Genomic DNA, 19467 nt, shown 5'->3' on the forward strand with positions numbered 1-19467 from the left:
CCTCGCACGGCGCGCACGATGTCGACGGCCGCGGCCACGGGGTCGCCCTCGTTGGAGGCGTAGTGGGTGAAGACGATGCGGTCCTGGGAATCGATGACGACAGCCTTGATCGTCGTGGAGCCCGCGTCGATGCCGAGCCAGCAGCGGCCCTCAGCCTCGTCGAGGCTGACCTTGGGGATGACGTCGAGGCTGTGGCGGGCCATGAACTCCTCGCGGTCCTCGGGGGTCGCGAAGAGCGGGTCCATGCGCGGGGATTCGACCTGAACGGGGGCGGCGGCGAGGCGCTCCATGAGGGTCGTGAGCTTCTCGCCGCGGGTCTCGACGGAGGTCGCGCCAGCCTCCTCGGCCTGACGTTGTTTCTTAGCGGCCTCCTTCTCGGCGAGGAGCGCGGCGCCGATGGCAACGTAGAGCTGGGCGTCGTCGGGAGTGACGAAGGCGTCCGCCTTGGGCAGGAGCGCCTTGTAGGCCTCGCGCAGGGCGGGCAGGAAGTGCAGGGGTCCACCGAGGAACATGACGGTGCCGCGGATCGGGCGACCGCACGCCAGGCCCGCGATGGTCTGGGTGGCGACCGCGTTGAAGATGGNCGCGACGCGGATCGCGAGTCGGCGGCTCAGGACGGCGCACAGAGCGTGCAGGGCTGACCCGATCCGCGCACCTGCCTCGGCCTCGTCCCATGCGCGGACGAGGCCGGGCTTCGTTATGTGTCCCTGTTCGGTGCTCCGGGCGGAGTGCTGATCCGCCGTGGGCGAGGCCTGGGTTCGTGGCGTGTTCGGCTCCCCCGCGCTGGGGTGAGGCCACCCGCACGGGTGTCCATCAATCCCACGATGTGAGCAACACTGCCCTTTGACAGCTGAAACCAAAGCCCATGTCAAGGCACATTTGACTGTATTTCAGCAAAATTGACTCTTTCATGACTAATAAAAGAATGATACTTTTATAACATGAGTCGCATCCTGGAACCGGACGTCACGTGGCTGCGGGACCCAGGGGCGTCGGTGAACCGCTTGACGGTGCACGCGACGTGGAGGTCACGCAGGCCGCTCCAGATGCTGTCGAGCACCTGGCAGGTTACCGGTGTCACTGGCACCGCTTCGGAGCTGATTGATCGTGCTCCCTCTCATCAGAATTTCAGCGCAACATCCGTGCCTGGCATCCTGGAGCTGGATGGCTCGCGGACGCGCCGGAATGTTTGGGTTCGCTCGGAGGGGGAGGCGAGCGCCGGAGTGTCGTCCGGAGACGTTGTGCGAGCCTCGATTCTGCGTCGCGAGTTCATCTTTGATGCTCCGTTGAAGGATGCGGTTGAGCGCGGCTGGATGATGACCCTGACCTTCGGTGGGTTCTCGGGTCCTCTCTACGCGTGGGTCGATGGAACGTTCGTCGGTTTTAGTGCGGATGGTTTCATTCCTGCGGCTTTTGACGTGACGGGCGCGTTGCAGCCCACTCACACGCACACGCTGGTTGCCTTGCTGGTGGATTCGCCGGTGTGCTGTCACGGCTTGTTCCGTGAGGTGTCGTTGGAGGCGAGGCCGCCGGCGCACATCGTGGACGTGGTGCCGGTGGCGTCTCACGATGGTCGCGCGGGTTCCCTGACGTTGCGGGTTGAGACGACGGGTGGCGTTGAGGTTCATGCCGCGCTCGTAAACGAGGCCGAGGGGGTGAGGTTGTGGTCCGCGGTGGCGTCCCCGGATGAGGTCTTTGATGTTCGAGGCCTGGATGTGATCCCGTGGAGCGCGGAAGAGCCGGCGTTGTACCGGCTGATCGTGACGCTACGCGACGAGGAGGGGGTCAAGGACACGGTTTCCCTTGACCTGGGTTTCCGCGACGTTGAGGCGACGGCGCAGGGCGTTGCCCTGGGCGGTAAGGCACTGGTCTTGCGGGGAGTGACCCGCAACGAGTGCGACGGCCGCGCGGGCCTGGCTGTCAACCTTCCAGAGATGGTCGACGACGTCGTGTGGTGTAAGCGCCACGGCGTGAACACGGTTGTGATCACGGGTGCCCCTGGGCACGCGTCTTTCCTTGAGCTGGCGGACGAGTATGGCCTGTACGTCGTCGACTGCGCGTCGAACGTGTACGGCCCGGGGGCGGCACGCGACGAAGCGATCGTGGCGGCGCTTCGGCGAGATCGTGCGCACCCGAGCATCATCGCTTGGGCGATCGGCGAGGAGGAGAACGAGCTGCGCGCAGCCCGCGCGTTGGATGCGACGCGCCCGGAGTACTCGCACGCGTCCTTCCCGGACCTACGCAAGGTGCGCGGTGAGGAGTTGCACTATGCGCCGGTGACTGTGGCTCCTTCTTATTCGGGGGTGACGGTGCGCAACCACATGACCTTCACGTCGACGTCGGATCTGGAGTTCCTGTGCCGCGTTGTTGATGAGGGCCACGAGACGTGGGAGTATTCGGCATCCCTGGATGTTGGGCCGGGCGAGACGGGCTTCCTGGAGGTGCCGTGGCCCTCTTCGGGCATGCGCGAGGTCTCGGTGCGCCTGTCGTACTCCACGGGGTGGGCGCCGACGGGCTTCGAGATCGCGCGCGGCGAGATGACGGTATAAGTGCCGCAGGTCGCCTGACGATTGCGCGACGAGGCCCGGGAACCCAGCCCAGGCCTCGTACGCGAAGAGGAGAAACGATCAGCGGAAGGCCGCGCGCCTCGTCGGGATGGCCGGCATGCCGAGCATGACGGAACCGGACCCGCCGCACGACGTCGGCTCTTCGACGTCCACGAGCTGTAAGACGTCGCCGTCGCGCGCCTGAGGGTCCTGCAGGGCGGTTGCGAGCATCAGCTTGATGCGGTTGAGCTGGTTGACCTCGGAGGCACCCGGGTCGTAGTCGACGGCCACGATGTTGGCCTCGGGGTAGCGGGTGCGCAGCGCGCGGAACATGCCCTTGCCGACGACGTGGTTGGGCAGGCACGCAAACGGCTGGGCGCAGATGATGTTCGGGCAGCCGTGTTCGATCATGTCGACCATTTCGGCGGTCAGGTACCAGCCTTCGCCGGCCTGGTTGCCCAGGCGCGCAATGTCCTGGGAACGCTCGATCATCTCTTCGATGGGCCGGTGCGGCTCAAACTTACCGTCCGTCGCCGCGAACGCGCGGTGCACGGGCTTCTCGTACTTCTTCAGCGCCCACAAAACGATCGGCATGATGTAGCGCTGCTTGCCGTCGATGCCCAGGTTCTCCTTGTCCCACGCGGCGGTCGCCACGGAGTTGTGGAAGAACTGCATGAGGCCGGGCAGTTCGGCCTCGCAGCCCTCGGCCTCGATGACGTCGACCGCGTGGTTGTTGGCGTCGGGGTGGAACTTCACGAGGATCTCGCCGACCAGGCCGACGCGCGGCTTACGGGGAACGTCGCGCAGCGGCAGGGCGTCGAAGGCGCGCACGCACTCGCGGATGATCTTCCCGTAGGAGACGCGCCCACCCAGGGCGGCCACGCGTCCCGACGTGATCCACTCCTGCACGTAGGCGTCCCACGTGCGGTACAGCTCCATCGCGGAGCCGGGCGTGGCCTCGTAGGGGCGCACGCGCAGCAGCATCGACTGGATGGCGTCGCCGATGACGAAGGCCTGGATGGCCTTGTGGATGTGGGGGATGCCCAGGTGGAAGCCCGGGTTGTCCTCGATGCCCTGGACGGACAGGGCGATGACGGGGACCTGCGGGTATCCGGCGTCGCGCAGCCCCTTGCGCAGCAGGGCCGCGTAGTTGCTGGCGCGACACATGCCGCCCGTCTGTGTGATGCCCACCGCCGTGCGGTCGGGGTCGGCGCGCCCGGAGATGAACTCGTCGAGGAGCTGGCCAATGACAACGATCGCCGGGTAGCACGAGTCGTTGTTGACGTATTTGAGGCCAACCTCCATGGAGGCGCGGCTCGTGTGCTCCAGGACGCGCACCTTCAGGCCCGCGCTCGCGAACAGCGGGGTGAGGAAACGGAAATGAATCGGAGACATCTGGGGGGCGAGAATCTCGTAGCCGGCCTCGCGCATCTCCTCAGTGAAGACGGCGCGCGGCTTGATGTGCCCGGCCGCCTCCTCGCGGGCGGCGTCCCCGGAGGGGTCGCGCAGGGTGGCCGTGTCGACGGAACCCGACACCAGGCCCACGGACGAGGCGGGGGCCAGTCCCGCTCCCGCGCCGTTCTCGCCGTCGCCGGCCCCGGCCTCGTTAATCGCGGAGGTGAGGGAGGCGCGCTCGGTGATCGCCGCGTCGAGGGAACGCAGGCGAATCTTGGCGGCGCCCAGGTTGGAGACCTCGTCGATCTTGAGGACGGTGTGCACGTCGCCGCGGCCCTCGAGGATCTCCTGGACCTGGTCGGCGGTGATCGCGTCGACGCCGCAGCCGAAGGAGTTGAGCTGGACCATCTCAAGGTCGGGCTCGTCGCCGACGCGGGCGGCGGCCTCGTAAAGGCGCGAGTGGTAGGACCACTGGTCGAGGACGCGCAGGGGTCGCTCGAGGCGCGCGTCAATGATGGAGTCCTCGGTGAGGACGGCCATGCCCAGGCCGACGATGACCTCGGGGATGCCGTGGTTGATCTCGGGGTCGAGGTGGTAGGGGCGGCCAGCGAGCACGATGCCGCGCACGCCGTGCTCACGCATCCACTCGATGGTCTCGACGCCCTTCGCGCGGATCTCGGCCTTGACGGCGGCGTCCTCCTCCCACGCCTTGTCCAGGGCGGCCTTCATCTCCTCGACGGGGATGTCGTAGCCGTATTCCTTGAAGGTCTTGGACAGGTGGGCGGGCAGGTAGTCGCGGTTGCCGAAGTTGACGAAGGGGCTGATGAACTTTGTGCCGGGCTCCGCCAGGCGCTCCATGTTGTTGCGGATGACCTCGGGGTAGGTCGCCACGATGGGGCAGTTGAAGGAGTTCTCGGACTCGGTGAGCTTCTGCTCGAAGTCGACGCAGGGGTAGAAGATCGTCGTGACACCCTTATCGAGGAGGGATTCGATGTGCCCGTGGACGAGCTTGGCCGGGTAGCACACGTTCTCCGAGGGGATAGACTCCATGCCGGTCTCGAAGAGGTCGTGGTTGGAACGGCCCGAGATCATGACGCGGAAGCCCAGCGCGGTGAGCATCGTGAACCAGAACGGGTAGTTCTCGTACATGCCGAGCACGCGCGGGATGCCGATGTCGCCGCGGAACGCCTTCTTCTCGGTGAGGCGACGGTAGCCGAAAATCCGCTTGTACTTCCAGTCGTAGAGGTTAGGCAGCTCGGACTTCTTGGGCACGCGCTCCAGGGACGCGCCGCGCTCGCAGCGGTTGCCCGAGACGTGACGCTCGCCGTTGGAGAACGTCGAGATCGTCATCTGGCAGTGGTTCTGGCACAGGCGGCACGTCTTGCGGGTCGTCTCCACGCTGAAGCCCTCGAGGGCTTCGATCGTGGCGAGCGTCGAGGTCCCCTCCCCCGTGTCGTGCATGCGCGCGGTCAGGGCGGCGCCGTAGGCACCCATGAGGCCCGCGATGTCGGGGCGCACGACCTCGCGGCCGGTAAGCAGCTCGAAGGCGCGCAGCACCGAGTCGTTGAGGAAGGTGCCGCCCTGAACGACGACGCGCTCACCCAGGTCCGAGGGCTCCTTGAGCTTGATGACCTTATAGAGGGCGTTACGCACGACGGAATAGGACAGGCCGGCGCTGATGTCGCGCACGTCCGCGCCTTCCTTCTGCGCCTGCTTGACGGAGGAGTTCATGAACACCGTGCAGCGGGTGCCCAGATCCACGGGGGAGGAGGATTCCATGGCCATGCGCGCGAAGGAACGCACGTCGGTGCCCATGGTCTGCGCGAAGGTCTGGAGGAAGGAACCGCAGCCCGAGGAGCAGGCCTCGTTCACGGAAATGGAGTCCACCGCATGGTCACGGATACGCAGGTACTTCATGTCCTGGCCGCCGATGTCGATGACGGAGGTNCCCCTCGGCAAGATAGGGGATCGGTCCGGCCTCGTCGCGCCAGCGCGGCACTGATCTGCCTGCCACGCCTGCACCGCCATTGCCTCGCCTGCCCGGCCTGCCCCGCCATGGCCTCGGCGTCAAATCCCCAACGAACACCAACAGCACCGAGCGGCTGAATCGTAGCTACCATGAACTTGCAGACAAGCCCGCCTCATCGCACGCTAAGCTAGACATACGAGCTGGTCACCAGATCGCAGACAGGAGAGGGGAGCGGCATGAGTGGACGTATCACGTACCGCGACACGAAACCCTTTTGTGTTCCCGCGTCGCTGGATGAACTCGCGGGTCCGTCCACGGGCGTCGTGCACCTCCCCGTGCGCTTGAGCTGGGCACCGGGGGATGGTTCCTTTAACCTCGACGATGACGGCGAACGAACGACGGTCTACCAATGTGTCATCGGCGAGGGCAGCGTGGAAGACCAACGACGCTACCTCAACCGCGACATCCTCAGCGACATGTGGCCCACACTGCGCCTCGACCTGGCGATCACCGCCGCATGGGAAAACCGCTTCAAGGCACTGTGCGGGAGGAACAAATGGCTCACTCTGTACAAGAGACGCAGCGCCAGCTAATCGCATGCGCACTCGAGGTCCTCGCAGATGCGGGCTTCGCCCTCGCTGGTTCGGGTGCGATCCGTGAACACGGGATGACGCAGCGACCCACCAACGACATTGACCTCTTCACGGTCATGCAAGCCTCCACGCGGTTCCCCAACGCAGTAGGCAGCCTCATTGAACACCTCACTGCCAACAACTACGACGTCACCGTCGAACGCGTCAGCCACTCTTTCGCCCAGCTATCCGTCACACCACCACACGGGGCGCCACTCAGCGTTGATCTCGCTATCGACTGGCGTGCCCACACACCTGTCCGCCTCAGCGTTGGCCCCGTTCTTGACATTGAGGACGCCGTCGGCAACAAACTCAGCGCCCTGTACTCCAGGAGCTACCCCCGCGACTATCTCGACGTCGATGCGATCCGCTCCACCGGAACGATCAGCGATTCGCGCCTCATCGAACTCCTTCAGGAACGCGACGCAGGCTTCGACGTAGGATTCTTTACAGAATGTCTGCGCGGAGCACACAGCATCACCCTGACACAAGTTGCGGCCTACGGCATCACTGCCTCGCAGCTCCACGCGATCCAACGACGTTTCAGCAGCTGGGCCGACGACATCGACAATAAAAGCAACGACTAGCTGCAAAACGGCACGACATCCTCCGAGTGAATCCCCGCCCCGGCCTCGTCGTGAACTGCGCCCCGAAACTTGGACGCGTTTAATGGTAGCCGTTATGCGGCTTGTTGGAGGGCCTGATCTCGGTATTCTGCCGGGGTCAGGCCCTTGAGCTTTACTTGGCGTCTTGTTGTGTTCCAGTAGGTGATGTAGGCGTTGAGGTCCGCTTTGAAGCTCTCGAAGGTTTGCCAGTCCTGGCCGCGGAAGAACTCGTCCTTGAGGTGCCCGAAGACCTGCTCGGTGGCGCCGTTGTCGATGCAGTTGCCTTTGCGTGACATGCTCTGGATGAAACCGTTATCGGCAAGCGCGCTGATGTAGGCCTTGTGTTGGTACTGCCATCCCATGTCCGAGTGCAAGATCGGCTCGACCCCTGCGGGCTTGGCGTCCATGAGCATCTGGAGCATCTCTTGTTGCTGGGCGAGGTTGGGGTGCATGGAGATGGAGTGGGCGACGATCTCTTTGCTGGCAAAGTCGTAGACCGGAGCGAGGTAGACCTTACCGAAGGAGAGTTTGAACTCGGTGACGTCGGTACCCATCTTCTGCCAGGGCCTATCGGCCTTAAAGTCGCGTCCGATGATGTTTGCGAAGCTTTGGCCAACGAGTCCCTTGTAGGAGTTGTACCTGTGGTAGGCCCTCTCGCGGCGTATGCCGCAGCGTAGCCCCATTTCGCGCATCATCTTCAGGACCGTCTTGTCAGCGATTCGTGCTCCTTCTTCGGCGCGTAGGCACATGGCTACCTGCCTGTGACCGCACCCGTTGGGGGTTCGCGAAAAGATCTGGGCGACCTTGGGACGTAGCTGCGCTCTGGTTGGCAGCTGGGGGTGAGCCAGCGCGTAGTAGTAGCTCGACCTGGCAAGGCCGGCCGCCTCGAGGAGAGCCTGTCAATTTTTCTGTGTATGGGGGTTAGAGGTAGGGGGTGATTCGGTCGGGGTAGGCGGTGGTGAGTTGGGCGAGGGCTTGTTTCCAGTTGGTGGTGGTGTGTCCTTGGATGAGGCGGGTGTGTCCTGTTCGTTTGTTGGCGGGTTTGCCAGCGTCTGTGAGGCGCTGAGCGGCTCGTTTGTCTTCGATGTTGCAGATGGCGAGCCACAGGAGTTTGACGGCGGCTTCTTCGCTGGGGAAATGCCCGCGGTTCTTGGTGATTTTGCGTAGCTGGTAGTTCAAGGACTCGATAGCGTTGGTGGTGTACACGACGCGGCGCAGCATGGGCGGGAACGCCAGGAACGGCGTGAAGCGCTGCCAGGCGCGCTGCCAGGTCGCAACGGTTTGGGGGTAGCGCGCTCCCAGGTCACTGGCCGCGAAGTCTTCCAGCGCCTCTCGGGCGGTTTCTTCGTTGGGCGCGCTGTAGACCCGCTTTAGAGCCGCGGCGACGCTCTTACGGTCCTTGTAGGACACGAAACGCATGGACGCGCGGATTAAGTGAACGACGCAGGTTTGGACCATGGACTGGGGCCAGGTCGCTTCGATGGCTTCGGGCAGGCCAGCCAACCCGTCGCAGCACACGATCAGGACATCGCGTAGGCCTCGGTTGGCCAGCTCGGCGCACACGTGGGCCCAAAAGGAGGCGCCTTCATCGGCTTGGACCCAGATGCCCAGCACGTGCTTGACGCCCTCCATGTCCACTCCTACCGCCAGGTGAGCGGCCCGGTTCTCCACCCTGTGATCGCATCGGACTTTGATGCGGATCGCATCCAGGTAGATCACCGGGTAGAACGCTTCTAGGGGGCGGTGCTGCCACTCCAAGACGGCCTCGCACACCGCGTCAGTGATCGTGGAAATCGTCCCGGCACTGACCTCCACGCCCAGGGTGGAGGCCAGGTGATGGCGTATATCGCGTACCGTCATCCCCCCGGCATACAAGCTGATAATCATCGAATCCAAGCCATCGAGGCGCCGCTGCCCTTTACGCACCAGGCGCGGGGTGAACGAGCCTGCCCGGTCCCGGGGGACCTCGATCTCGAAGGCTCCCACCTCCGACATCACGGTCTTCTTCGTCGTGCCGTTCCTCGTGTTCGAGCGCGCCTGCCCACTGGTCTGGCCCTTCTCATACCCCAAATGCTGGGTCAGCTCAGCGGCCAACCCGCGCTCCAAGGCCTCCTTGAGCAACGCCGGCAACAAGCCCTGGCTGCCCGTCATCTCGACCTCGCCAGCATCAAGACGCTCAAACAACGCATCCAACGCCCCCGAGCTGCGAAGCTCCTCCACAGCCTCACGCCCACTAGCGCGAGCCACAACAACATCATCATTCATCATGCATCAATCCTTTCAAACAAGAAGACGGATACACAGACAATTAAACACGCCCCTCGAGGAGATCACCCACCGCGTGTCCATGCCCTGAAAGCTCGGCGACCGCTAGGGCTTTGTCCCGGTTTGGGAGCGCCTCTGCGCCTTCAGGGCAATCGATTTTTTTAGGTACGCCACCTGCGCCTCGAGCTTGCGCACGCGCTCGGCGAGTTCCTCCTCACGCGTTGGCGGCATCGCCCGCACCGACCCCTTCGGCCTGCCCTTAGGCTTGGGCCTGAGCGCCTGCGCGCCGCCCTCACGGTACAACCTGCACCACCGCTTCAACGGTGTCGCGCTCACAATACCAAAACGCACCATCGCCTCAGGCTTACTCATCCCACCATCAACCACCGCCCTCACTGCGGCGACCTTGGTCTCATAGTCGTATCTAATCTGCTTTACTCCCATGGCAACAAGCCCATCCCTCCCGATCACACGGTACGTCTTCTGCCACTCTCTCACAGTCTCGGCAGACACACCAAGCCTCCTGGCGGTCAAACCATAGCCACATCCCCTCTCGAACATCTCCACCGCTTGCTCCCGAAGCAAACGATCATGCCTCAACCGCACATCCACAGACACGAAAAGCCTCCCATTCCCTGGACTTCAATTTCGATGTCCAAGAAACGGGAGGCAGTTCATCGCGCCAGCGCGGCACTGATCTGCCTGCCACGCCTGCACCGCCATTGCCTCGCGCATCTTCAGCGCACGCGCACTGCCCGACTGCGCGGATCATACCAGCCTCGGCGTCAATTCCCCATCGAACATCAACAACACCGAGAGGCCTGGACAACAGCCGCATAGACGAACCGTCAACAACTTGCACACAACTTCACCCACTCAGTGGAGCGTTAACCCGGTAAGTGGCGCGTTAATCCGACAAGTGGCGCGTTAACCCGGTAAGTGGCGTGTTAACCCGACAAGTGGCATCCTCAACCCCTCAATGCGCACGTTAACCCCTTAGGTGGAGTGTGGGCAGGTGTGCCCATACTCCACTAGTAGGGTCCAGCTGCGCATCGAAGGGTTGACACAGCCACCCATGGGGCCAGGCCGCCGCAGGCTAAGCACGCAGCAGCCCCACGAGGCCCCGCGCATCCGCANCGACGCTCTTACGGTCCTTGTAGGACACGAAACGCATGGACGCGCGGATTAAGTGAACCACGCAGGTTTGGACCATGGACTGGGGCCAGGTCGCTTCGATGGCTTCGGGCAGGCCAGCCAACCCATCGCAGCACACGATCAGGACATCGCGTAGGCCTCGGTTGGCAAGCTCGGCGCACACGTGGGCCCAAAAGGAGGCGCCTTCATCGGCTTGGACCCAGATGCCCAGCACGTGCTTGACGCCCTCCATGTCCACTCCTACCGCCAGGTGAGCGGCCCGGTTCTCCACCCTGTGATCGCATCGGACTTTGATGCGGATCGCATCCAGGTAGATCACCGGGTAGAACGCTTCTAANGATGCCGGCGACGACGGGCGGCAGCGAGAGGGGCAGGGCGACGAGGATGCGGGCGGCGCGCACGCCGCGCCACGAGCGGGACAGGAGGAGGGCCGCCGGGACTCCAAGGAGGAGGTCGACGCCGAGGGCCATCACGCAGGTGCGCAGGGAGAGCGCGAGGGCGGCGGAGGCCTCGTCGGTGGCGAGGGTCGCTCCCAGGGTCGCCCAGTTTACGCGCCCCAGCATGAAGGCGAGGGGCAGGACCAGGAAGCACAGGGCGAGCGCGCCGAGGCCCCCCGCCCAGACGGGCAGGGGGCTCACGGCGGGTGTCCTCCGCGACTTCACGGGTCGACGTTACTTCGCGGCGGGCGTGAAGCCGGCCTCTTCGAGAGTGGCCTGTCCTTCGGTCGAGAGGACCAGGTCGATCCACTTCTGGCCGTAGTCCTTCTTGGTGGAGGCGCTCACGAGGGCGATCGGGTACTTGTTGACGGCCTCGTCGGCGCCCTGAATCTCGACGGTGTCGACGGCGTCGCCTTCGGCGAGTGCGTCGGTCTTGTAGACGATGCCGGCGTCAGCCTGGCCGGAGGACACCTTGCCACGCACGTCGGTGACGGCCTGCTCCTCGGAGACGGGGTTGAGGGTCACGCCGAGCTTGTCGGTGAGGGTCTTGGTGAGCTTGCCGCAGGGGACCTCGGGGGCGCAGATGACGAGCTTGGCGCCGTCGAGCGAGGAGTCGAGGCCGGTAATGCCCGCGGGGTTGCCGGGGGTGGTGATGAGGGTCAGGGTGTTGGTGACGAAGATGGTCTGAGCGTCGACCTGGCCGGCGTCGGCGGCCTTCTTCATGGTGGACTCGTTGGCGGTGGCCAGGACGTCGACGTCCGCGCCCTCGCCGAGCTGGGTGACCAGGTCCTGGGAGCCCGCGAAGTTAAAGCGGACGTCCACCTCGGGGTTGGCGGCCTCGAAGGTCTTCTCGAGCTCGCCGAAGGTCTCGGTCAGCGAGGCGGCGGCGTAGACGTTGAGGACGGTGGTCTCAGCGGCGGGCTGGATCGCCTCGGACGAGGCCGTGGAGTCGGCGGGCGTCGAGCCGGAGTTGCAGGCGGCCAGGGCAAGGGCGGCGGCGCCCAGGACGGGGAGGAGGCGTAGGGAGCGCACGGGCATCTCCTTTTGAGAGGGGATGGAACGCGTTTAATCTAACATGGGGATATGGGGCACGCAACGCTTGCGCGTTCATGTACCCGAATCATTACTTTTACCTGTGAGAATAAGGGAAACTTACTCACCTATTAAATCGGTGTTAGCCACTTTTATTTCGGCCTGCTGCTCATTCCGACTCGTGACTCCACCCCCAAATCGAGTTCGCACGCGCCCACGGACCATTTGAGTCGGAGCAGCGACGCATAAATTGACCCGACAAGCCCACGCCACCCGCGAGGGACTAGGATCACAGTCACAAGCACATCGCCACCTCACGGAGGACACCATGCCCAAGCCCGTCGCCTACGACCTCAGCCAGATCGACGCCCACATCATCGCCTATTCGGACCGCGTACAGCGCGGCACGAAGGAGGACCGGGCGACCCCCGCGTGCGTCGGCGCACTGACCGCAGCTGGCCTGGGCGAGGTGACGATGGCCGCGATCCCCGAGAGTGCCGACGTCCTCGAGACGGAGATCCGCGACGCCCTCGAGGTCGGCGCCCGCTTCGTCCTGATCCTGGGCGGCTCGGGCTTCGGCGTGGGCAACTATGCACCCGAGGTCGTCCGTTCGATCGTCGAGGTCGAAATTCCCGGCGTCGCGGAGCAGATCCGCGCCCACGGCCTGACCAACACCCCCCTGTCGGGCCTGTCCCGCGAGGTCGTCGGCGTGACGGCGCGGGACTCCTCGGGGGCTCTCATTATTTCCTCACCGGGTTCGCGCGGCGGCGCGCTCGACACCCTCGAGGTGGTGATCCCCCTGCTGGGAGCAATATTCCACCAGCTCGACGAGGCCCGCTAACCCCCTCTCCTCCCTCCAATGTCGCACGTAATTTGGGTCACCTTACTTTTGTAAGGCATCGAGAAAACCGCAGAATCTCAACGATGCGATTTCAAGGTTTGAAAGGTTTACATGGGAATTACGTGCGACATTTGTGAGTAATCAAACGAGGCCTCGGCCTCGTCACAAAGGCGGAGCCTCAGCCCCGACGACGGAGACCCCCACGCGAGGAGGACGAGCACCGCGCCGCCGATCGCCCACCGGGTCGGGGACGGCGTCGACGCTGTTTCGCTGGACACCACCGTCACCGTGCCGCTGGCCTTGTACTCGGTGAGGGCGCCGGTCTCGTCGAAGTGGTAGGAGACGCCGTCGATGTCGAGCCACTGGGTCGGGTGGCGTCGGTCAGGAGGCGTAGCCGACCCAGCGGCCAGACTCCGAGAAGATCGAGGAGCGGCCATCGACCTCGCGTGTGCCGGTCACCATGGCGCCCGTGTCGCTCATGTAGTACCAGGCTCCACCATCCAGGACCCAGCCCGTGGCCATCTGGCCACTGCCGTTCAGGTAGTACCAGGCGCCCGCGTCACGCAGCCACCCGGTGACCATGGCACCCGACGTGGAAGAGTAGTACCAGGAAGCACCGACACGGAACCAGCCGGTCGCCATCGCGCCACTGTCGGAGAGGTAGTACCAGGCCCCGCCGCTTGACAGCCATCCCGTGGCCATCTGGCCACTACCGTTCAGGTAGTACCAGGCGCCCGCGTCACGCAGCCACCCGGTGGACATGGCACCCGACGATCCGAAGTAGTACCAGCGATCCTCGACGCGGACCCAGCCCGTGCGCATCGCGCCCGTATGCGGATCCATGTAGTACCAGGTGCCGCGATCGAGCAGCCACCCGGCGCTCATGCGCCCGTTGTTCAGGTAGTACCAGGAGCCGGAGTCCCACATCCAGCCGCTTGCGGCCAGACGTCCGGATGCGCCGACGTAGTACCAGCCCTCTCCGTCGTTCACCCATCCGGAAGTCGCCATCGCGCCGGTCGGTCCCATCCAGTACCAGGACCCGCGGTCGTACACCCAGGTGGATGCTTCGGCGGAGGGCTTACCCGCGAAGTAGTACCAGGAGCCGGAGCGACCTTGCCACCATCCGGTCGTTGCCGAAGGGCGCGCACCCTTGAACCACCAGGCGCGCGGGGTCACCGCACCGTACTCGTGCCCCCAGGATGCGCTCGACAGGTCGTTGTAGGAAATGCCGGAGGAGCTAAAGGTGGCGACGACCGCGGGGATGGAACCCGCCGACCACAGGTCCAGGGTTGGCGCCCACGAGGTATCCCCATGGATGACACTGTCTGAGAGGCTGTCGGGGGCGAACCACTTCGGGCCAGTCTGGACGATCATGGAGGGGCTGAGCGTCTTCATGAACGGCGGGAGGTTCGAGGTCGCCATCCCGTGGTGACCGGCCTTGAGCATGTCGACGTGGCCGACGATCGGGGCGATGCGGTCCTCGTAGCCTCCGCCAGCCTCGAGGTCGGCGGCCAGGTAGGCGGAGTGCCCGAAGGCGCTCACCTTCGCGGTGTACGCGATGAAGTTCGCGTCGCGCACACCGGTTCGCTTGTAATTCTCGGCGGGGTCGGTGGGGATGATCTGAACGTCCATGTCGCCCAGTGCGATGTGGGTGTCATTGTCGTGGATGTCCTGCACGATCGATGCGCCGTACGCGCCTTGCGCCCACCGTGCGGCGGCCATCATGTTGTCGTAGCACCACTGGTTGTCCCACAGGCGTGACTTGTCTGTAATCCACGCGTCGGAATACTCGGGGCTCAGGATTACTTGGGGATGAAACGCGTAGATGATGTCGTCGGCGTTGTCAATGTGGTCTGAGTGGGCGTGGGTGCCCAGGTAGAACGCCAGGTTTGAGGAGGTGACGCCGTGCGATCTCATGTAGCGCAGGACCCAGTCGGTGTCGCCCTTATCTGATTCTTCGGTTCCGTCCCTCCACGGGTAGCGCGGGTCGGATCCGTCGGGCGCGCCCACGCCTTCGCCGCCGTCGACCATGGCGAAGACGCCGCGCGATTCGAGGAGGATGGCGTCCGCGGCACCTTGCGTCGAGAGGATGTGGATTTTTGTCGGTCCGTTCGTGCCGGGGAAGGTGTAGACATGCGCGTTCGCGCCGTTGGTGGATTCTTCGTGGGACGAGGCATCGGCGCGCTCCGCGGTGTCGCTCGCGTCGGTGTGCGCGTCCTCCTGGGCGTTGGCGGATTCTTCTTCGCTCTCTTCAGAGTGTGAAGCTTGCGTGCCGCTTGCGCTTGTGTCACCGTGAGTGGTCAGCTGGTCAGTTGGTGCGGCAACGGCGACCGGGGCGATGGCAACAGTGAGAAGTCCTGACAGGACGGTTAGCCCAAGCTGGAGCAACGAGCGTCCGTGGTGAGAATGCATAAACACACCTAGGCAAGAGTCATATCCGAATTACTACCGCACAAACATATACCTGGCAAGCAATTACTGACAACTTATCGATTGAGGTGAGTCTCCCACCAAACCAGATCCTCCGGCGTATCAACATCCCGACACACCCCAGCATCCGCATCCACGCGATCAAGGGTCAGGGAACGAAGCACCCGACGCACCCCCAAGCCGCGTACACTCCCCCACTGCCCCCCGGCCTCGTCAATGACCCGCAACAACGACCCCGCACGATAGACGCCCATCAGATACTGATCGAAAGGTTTCGGATCGCCGCCGCGCAAGATACGACCGTCATACTCTGCGCCCAGCGGAGCGGCCAGGAGACGACGCAGAACATCCGCGATACCCGGGCAATCCACAGACACGACTACCACCCACGCGTCCGCGGGGGCGCCGAGGGCCGACAGACCAGCGTCGATCCCGGCCAGGGGGCCGCCGCCTGGCGGATCCTCAAGAGTGCGCATCACCCCAGGCGGGAGGCTCACCCCCGGTGGGACAACAGCGACCAGACCCGCGCCAGCAACCTCACTCAGCGCGCAACACACTCGGTCGATGAGCCTCGATCCGCCGAACACGAGATCCGGCTTAGAGACTCCGCCCAGGCGCTCACCTCCCCCGCCGCCGACCACCATCCCAGCGATCTGCGCACGGGAAAAAAACACGCCCGACGTCGGAGCCCCACACGATCCCACGCCGCTCACCCCCAAGGCGCGAAAGTCAGCACATCCGCGCGCTGCGTCGCCGCATCGACCGTGAGCACACGACCAATGAGCGGCTCGCCAACACCCACCAGCACCTTAATGACCTCAGTCGCCATAGCGGTGCCCGCCTGGCCGACAACCGGTCCCAAGACGCCAACCTGGGGCGAGGCCGGGGTGGTTCCCGGAGCGGGCTTCACAGGGTGCAAACTGCGCAGCGTCAGAGAGGGGACGGGCGCGGGGGCACCGGACCAGAAAACACTGACCTGGTAGGCCATGCGCACGACCGTGCCCCACACGAGAGGCACGCCGCAGTCCGCGCAGTAATCGGAGACCAGGTACTTCGCATCGAAACTATCCGTGCACTCCACGATCAGGTCCCACTCGTGACCGTGCTGTTCCAGCCAGTCACGACTCACATGCCCGTAACGCTCAAAACGCACACCGGAATTAAGGGCGCTCAGGTGCCGCACCGCCGAATCAGGCTTCGCATCCCCCACGTCAGCCTCGCCATGCAGCAGCTGGCGCTGCAGGTTCGAGACCTCAACGACGTCCGAATCACAGATGCCGATCGTTCCTACGCCCGCCGCCGTCAAATACAGGAGAACGGGTGACCCCAGGCCCCCCGCTCCCACGACGAGCACGCGAGAAGCCGCCAGGCGCGCCTGGCCCGCCTCACCAATACCCGACACCAACCAATTACGGCGGAAACGTTCCAACGCAGGGTCCCCGGCCTCGTAGCGCACGGGCGCGCAGCGCAGCGAAACCGCGACACTGCGCCCCGACACCGCGGCATCACGCGAATACGGGTCGCCGATCGTCATGGCTTACAGACCCGACCAGTTATGCGAACCGTCGCTCAGCTCCTGCTTCTTCCAGATCGGCAGCTTCGCCTTCACGTCCTCGACTATGCCCTCCACCGCCCGGAACGCCTGGCCGCGATGCTCGGCAGCAACCGCCACCACCATGGCATCCTCACCGATCGCCAGACGGCCCACGCGGTGCCACGCGACGATACGATGCACCCCCGGCCTATTCGCAAACTCCTCGACGATCGCGCGTAAAACCTGCGACGACGACGGATGCGACGAATACTCGATCGCGTCCACGCTCTCTCCCCCATCATGGTTGCGCACAACACCGATGAACGACGCCACGGCCCCACACGTGTCATCGCGGGCGCTATCAATCAATGAACTCGAGTCGAGGGGAGCGTCAGTAATACCTGTTGCAATCTTTGCTGACATGGGATCCTCCAGGAACGGGAGATACTTACATCCACTCTACGTGACATCGGTCAGGATTTTATGAAAATCCTGACCGACCCCAACAAATGATGAGAAGCTCTCACCCGCCGGCGAAAGGCGGCAACACGTCGATGCGCACGCCCGGCATCAGGTCAGCGTCCAGGCGCGCCGAACGCTCATTCACCAAGAAACTCGATACATCCAGGATGCGCCCCAGCTCCGTGTTCTCCCGGCTCAGGACCCCTATCAACTCACCCAGCGTCGCCGGCGTGCGATCCGCAGGAAGCTCGCGCATGTAGCCGCCCGCCGCCTCAGCCGCACCACCAAAAAAGTGCACCGTCGTCGTCAGCGGCTTCGGGTTCGGCTCATCAAGCGGGCGCAAAACAACCGTCAGGCACAACGGATTGATTGGATCAACCTCCATCTGCCAGCTCGCGATCCCCGTCGCAGTGCGCTCAAAGATCCGCTCGACGATGCCTCGACGCAGCTCAAGCGCCAGATCATCCGGCGCTCCAGGCTCCGTGAATGGGCACGCCGTCAAAACGACTGCCATCGGATCAGACTCGTGCGGCACCGACGCGAAACCCATCGCGTTCATGAACAGGCGCACCTTGCCCAAATGACCTGCAATATTAAACGGTTCACGACCCGACCGGCGGCTCGCCACGTGGCCATGATCGGGCACCGCCATCGCCTCCAACGCAGCGTCCGCCCAACGCGCGCCGATCTCACGCACCGACGCAGCCGGATCGGGCACATTCGCGCGCAGCCACGCCAGTAGTGATGAGGTCAACTGATGGAGCATCTGCGCCGCGAAAGACGGATCCGCAGGCGTCGTCGTCGAATAGCCAATCGCTGGTCGTCCACGCCCAGAGGAAGGCAACTGTTGTTTCTCCACCAGGCCCACCTGAAAGAGACCGTCGAGGGTTTCACGCACGCTCGACACGTGCAAGCCGGCCTCCTGAGCCAGCTCCGCGACAGTCACCGGCGCCACACGCTGCGAAATGCGCTCCAGCAGCGTGTGCTGAGCAGGCGTCAGGGCAGCCATCGCCTCAAGCGTTTGCGCCAGTGTCCGAGAATGGGAGGTGTCAATCAACTCTATCCTCTCTCCCTTTTAATCAGCGGAAACCTTGCGACAATGGTCCCCGATAAGGCGATAGCAAAGTTAGCTTACTTATAAACCGCTCATTATTTTAAGCATCAACCGAAACAACTGCACAGTCAATACCGATGATCGGAAGGATTAAGCGGGGTCACAGCGCACGCGTCCACGTTAGGACGCGCAACCCCACGATATACGGTGCGGGGGGCGGCCTTCCGCCCGCCCCCCGCACGCGACAACCTTCCGCGCCACGACCGCGCCAAGGCCTCGTCACAGTCTCGTCACGGCCTCGTCACCCGGTCGAAACAAGCCAGGCGGCTCAGTCCGACATGCCGCCGCGCGTCAGCTCGTGCGTCTTGCGCTCGTCGCGCGCACGGTAGACCACCGGGGGACGCGCCACGTAGCCGACCGGCGCACTCACCGCGTGCACGAGGCGGGTGAACGGCCACACGCAGAACAGCAACAGGCCCGCGACGATGTGCAGCTTGAAGCTCAGCGGCACGTCGGCCATCAGGTGCGCCTGCGGGTGCAGGTAGAAGATCGACCGGAACCAGACGGAGATCGTCTCGCGGTAGTCGTAGCCCTCGTGCCCGCCGAGCACCTGGTTCAGCAGCGTCGCCGCGCCACCCAGGAGCACCGGGATCGCCAGCATGATGTAGGTAACGATGTCCATGCGGGTCGTCGCCACGCGCACCGACTTGACCACCAGGCGGCGGTAGATCAGCAGCGCGAGGCCGAGGATCGTCATGATTCCGGCGATCGTGCCGGGGATCGTCGCCACCAGGTGGTAAACGTGCTGGGGCACGCCGGCTGCCTCGGTCCACGTCTTCGGAATCACGAGGCCCAGGATGTGGCCCATGAACACGAAGAGGACACCGAAGTGGAACATCGGCGACGCCCAGCGCAGGATGGCCGGCTCATTCCACTGCGAAGAACGAGACGTCCAGCCGTACTGGTCCGTCTTGTAGCGCCACACGAGGCCCACGATGAGGATCGCGAAGGACACGTAGGGCAGGACCACCCACAGGGCAATGTCCAGGAAGGACAGCGACTGCGTCTCGGCTGCAGACGCGGCATGCAAAAGTGCGGATTCCATGAACG

At 64.2% G+C, this 19467-nt stretch carries 15 protein-coding genes and 4 pseudogenes; 4 read left to right on the top strand and 15 right to left on the bottom strand.

The genetic code is table 11. The features are described 5' to 3' along the window. Nucleotides 1-587, bottom strand: a pseudogene (locus tag BQ7477_RS09090) (activase); the annotation flags it as partial. A 354-nt stretch (nucleotides 588-941) separates the two neighbouring features. Here BQ7477_RS09090 and BQ7477_RS09095 point away from each other — a divergent pair. After that, nucleotides 942-2549, top strand: coding sequence for a glycoside hydrolase family 2 TIM barrel-domain containing protein (locus BQ7477_RS09095; protein ID WP_073983657.1), 1608 nt, complete (start codon nucleotides 942-944; stop codon nucleotides 2547-2549). Between the two features lie 78 nt (nucleotides 2550-2627). On the opposite strand, the gene BQ7477_RS09100 is transcribed toward BQ7477_RS09095, so the two are convergent. Continuing rightward, entirely contained in the window at nucleotides 2628-5969 is a 3342-nt protein-coding gene (locus tag BQ7477_RS09100; RefSeq protein WP_234968775.1) for an acyl-CoA dehydratase activase-related protein, read from the bottom strand. A gap of 177 nt (nucleotides 5970-6146) precedes the next feature. On the opposite strand from BQ7477_RS09100, the gene BQ7477_RS09105 reads away from it, so the two are divergent. Together BQ7477_RS09105 and BQ7477_RS09110 are read left to right on the top strand one after the other, a co-directional pair. Next, nucleotides 6147-6503, top strand: a complete 357-nt coding sequence (locus BQ7477_RS09105; protein ID WP_073983658.1) for a hypothetical protein — start codon at nucleotides 6147-6149, stop codon at nucleotides 6501-6503. After that, nucleotides 6467-7129, top strand: coding sequence for a nucleotidyl transferase AbiEii/AbiGii toxin family protein (locus tag BQ7477_RS09110; protein ID WP_073983659.1), 663 nt, complete (start codon nucleotides 6467-6469; stop codon nucleotides 7127-7129). Before BQ7477_RS09105 ends, BQ7477_RS09110 begins: the two co-directional genes overlap by 37 nt. Before the next feature lie 92 nt (nucleotides 7130-7221). On the opposite strand, the pseudogene BQ7477_RS09115 reads toward BQ7477_RS09110, so the two are convergent. From BQ7477_RS09115 to modA, 6 genes and pseudogenes are all read right to left on the bottom strand, one after another. Next, nucleotides 7222-8031, bottom strand: a pseudogene (locus tag BQ7477_RS09115) (IS3 family transposase); the annotation flags it as partial. Between the two features lie 37 nt (nucleotides 8032-8068). Further along, nucleotides 8069-9415, bottom strand: a complete 1347-nt coding sequence (locus tag BQ7477_RS09120; RefSeq protein ID WP_420884423.1) for an IS256 family transposase — start codon at nucleotides 9413-9415, stop codon at nucleotides 8069-8071. A 102-nt stretch (nucleotides 9416-9517) separates the two neighbouring features. Further along, on the bottom strand, nucleotides 9518-9979 hold the full coding sequence (locus BQ7477_RS09125) for a transposase (protein WP_478209464.1): 462 nt from the start codon (nucleotides 9977-9979) through the stop codon (nucleotides 9518-9520). A 565-nt stretch (nucleotides 9980-10544) separates the two neighbouring features. Further along, nucleotides 10545-10904: pseudogene (locus tag BQ7477_RS09130) on the bottom strand (IS256 family transposase); the annotation flags it as partial. Nucleotide 10905: 1 nt separating this feature from the next. Beyond that, nucleotides 10906-11229, bottom strand: a pseudogene (locus BQ7477_RS13105) (molybdate ABC transporter permease subunit); the annotation flags it as partial. Between the two features lie 9 nt (nucleotides 11230-11238). Further along, complete coding sequence (gene modA, locus BQ7477_RS09140; protein ID WP_073983850.1) at nucleotides 11239-12036, bottom strand: molybdate ABC transporter substrate-binding protein; 798 nt, start codon at nucleotides 12034-12036, stop codon at nucleotides 11239-11241. 328 nt (nucleotides 12037-12364) lie between these two features. Here modA and BQ7477_RS09145 point away from each other — a divergent pair, with 328 nt between their 5' ends. Then, nucleotides 12365-12877: a molybdopterin-binding protein gene (locus BQ7477_RS09145; RefSeq protein WP_073983662.1), complete on the top strand. Its 513-nt coding sequence runs from the start codon at nucleotides 12365-12367 to the stop codon at nucleotides 12875-12877. A 107-nt stretch (nucleotides 12878-12984) separates the two neighbouring features. Here the strand turns inward: BQ7477_RS09145 and BQ7477_RS12500 are convergent, their stop codons facing one another. The 7 genes from BQ7477_RS12500 to narI all read right to left on the bottom strand — a co-directional run bounded on the left by BQ7477_RS12500 (nucleotide 12985) and on the right by narI (nucleotide 19462). Continuing rightward, nucleotides 12985-13314, bottom strand: coding sequence for a hypothetical protein (locus tag BQ7477_RS12500; RefSeq protein ID WP_234968776.1), 330 nt, complete (start codon nucleotides 13312-13314; stop codon nucleotides 12985-12987). Beyond that, nucleotides 13259-15289 (bottom strand): MBL fold metallo-hydrolase, encoded by a 2031-nt coding sequence (locus tag BQ7477_RS09155; RefSeq protein WP_073983663.1) that lies wholly within the window; start codon nucleotides 15287-15289, stop codon nucleotides 13259-13261. The genes BQ7477_RS12500 and BQ7477_RS09155 overlap by 56 nt, the downstream gene beginning before the upstream one ends. Before the next feature lie 74 nt (nucleotides 15290-15363). Then, complete coding sequence (mobA, locus tag BQ7477_RS09160) at nucleotides 15364-15981, bottom strand: molybdenum cofactor guanylyltransferase (RefSeq protein WP_420884440.1); 618 nt, start codon at nucleotides 15979-15981, stop codon at nucleotides 15364-15366. Between the two features lie 35 nt (nucleotides 15982-16016). Beyond that, nucleotides 16017-16841, bottom strand: a complete 825-nt coding sequence (locus BQ7477_RS09165) for a HesA/MoeB/ThiF family protein (RefSeq protein ID WP_073983664.1) — start codon at nucleotides 16839-16841, stop codon at nucleotides 16017-16019. 3 nt (nucleotides 16842-16844) lie between these two features. Next, entirely contained in the window at nucleotides 16845-17264 is a 420-nt protein-coding gene (locus tag BQ7477_RS09170; protein WP_073983665.1) for a molybdenum cofactor biosynthesis protein MoaE, read from the bottom strand. Nucleotides 17265-17364: 100 nt separating this feature from the next. After that, the gene (locus tag BQ7477_RS09175) at nucleotides 17365-18360 is read right to left on the bottom strand and encodes a MoaD/ThiS family protein (RefSeq protein ID WP_073983666.1); all 996 of its coding nucleotides are present in this window, start codon (nucleotides 18358-18360) and stop codon (nucleotides 17365-17367) included. Nucleotides 18361-18685: 325 nt separating this feature from the next. Further along, nucleotides 18686-19462 carry a respiratory nitrate reductase subunit gamma gene (gene narI, locus BQ7477_RS09180; RefSeq protein ID WP_073983667.1) on the bottom strand — a complete coding sequence of 259 codons (777 nt, stop codon included), beginning with the start codon at nucleotides 19460-19462 and terminating at the stop codon, nucleotides 18686-18688. Nucleotides 19463-19467: the final 5 nt, after the last annotated feature.

Origin of the sequence: Actinomyces bouchesdurhonensis, from assembly GCF_900128465.1 — a bacterium.
In the GTDB taxonomy this organism is placed as follows: domain Bacteria; phylum Actinomycetota; class Actinomycetes; order Actinomycetales; family Actinomycetaceae; genus Pauljensenia; species Pauljensenia bouchesdurhonensis.

What these genes read in the sequence shown, in the direction of transcription:
- BQ7477_RS09095 (WP_073983657.1), top strand. Translation starts at nt 942, where the DNA reads ATGAGTCGCATCCTGGAACCGGACGTCACGTGGCTGCGGGACCCAGGG.
- BQ7477_RS09105 (WP_073983658.1), top strand. Translation starts at nt 6,147, where the DNA reads ATGAGTGGACGTATCACGTACCGCGACACGAAACCCTTTTGTGTTCCC.
- BQ7477_RS09110 (WP_073983659.1), top strand. Translation starts at nt 6,467, where the DNA reads ATGGCTCACTCTGTACAAGAGACGCAGCGCCAGCTAATCGCATGCGCA.
- BQ7477_RS09120 (WP_420884423.1), bottom strand. Translation starts at nt 9,415, where the DNA reads ATGATGAATGATGATGTTGTTGTGGCTCGCGCTAGTGGGCGTGAGGCT.
- BQ7477_RS09145 (WP_073983662.1), top strand. Translation starts at nt 12,365, where the DNA reads ATGCCCAAGCCCGTCGCCTACGACCTCAGCCAGATCGACGCCCACATC.
- BQ7477_RS12500 (WP_234968776.1), bottom strand. Translation starts at nt 13,314, where the DNA reads ATGGCCGCTCCTCGATCTTCTCGGAGTCTGGCCGCTGGGTCGGCTACG.
- BQ7477_RS09155 (WP_073983663.1), bottom strand. Translation starts at nt 15,289, where the DNA reads ATGCATTCTCACCACGGACGCTCGTTGCTCCAGCTTGGGCTAACCGTC.
- BQ7477_RS09165 (WP_073983664.1), bottom strand. Translation starts at nt 16,841, where the DNA reads ATGACGATCGGCGACCCGTATTCGCGTGATGCCGCGGTGTCGGGGCGC.
- BQ7477_RS09170 (WP_073983665.1), bottom strand. Translation starts at nt 17,264, where the DNA reads ATGTCAGCAAAGATTGCAACAGGTATTACTGACGCTCCCCTCGACTCG.
- narI (WP_073983667.1), bottom strand. Translation starts at nt 19,462, where the DNA reads ATGGAATCCGCACTTTTGCATGCCGCGTCTGCAGCCGAGACGCAGTCG.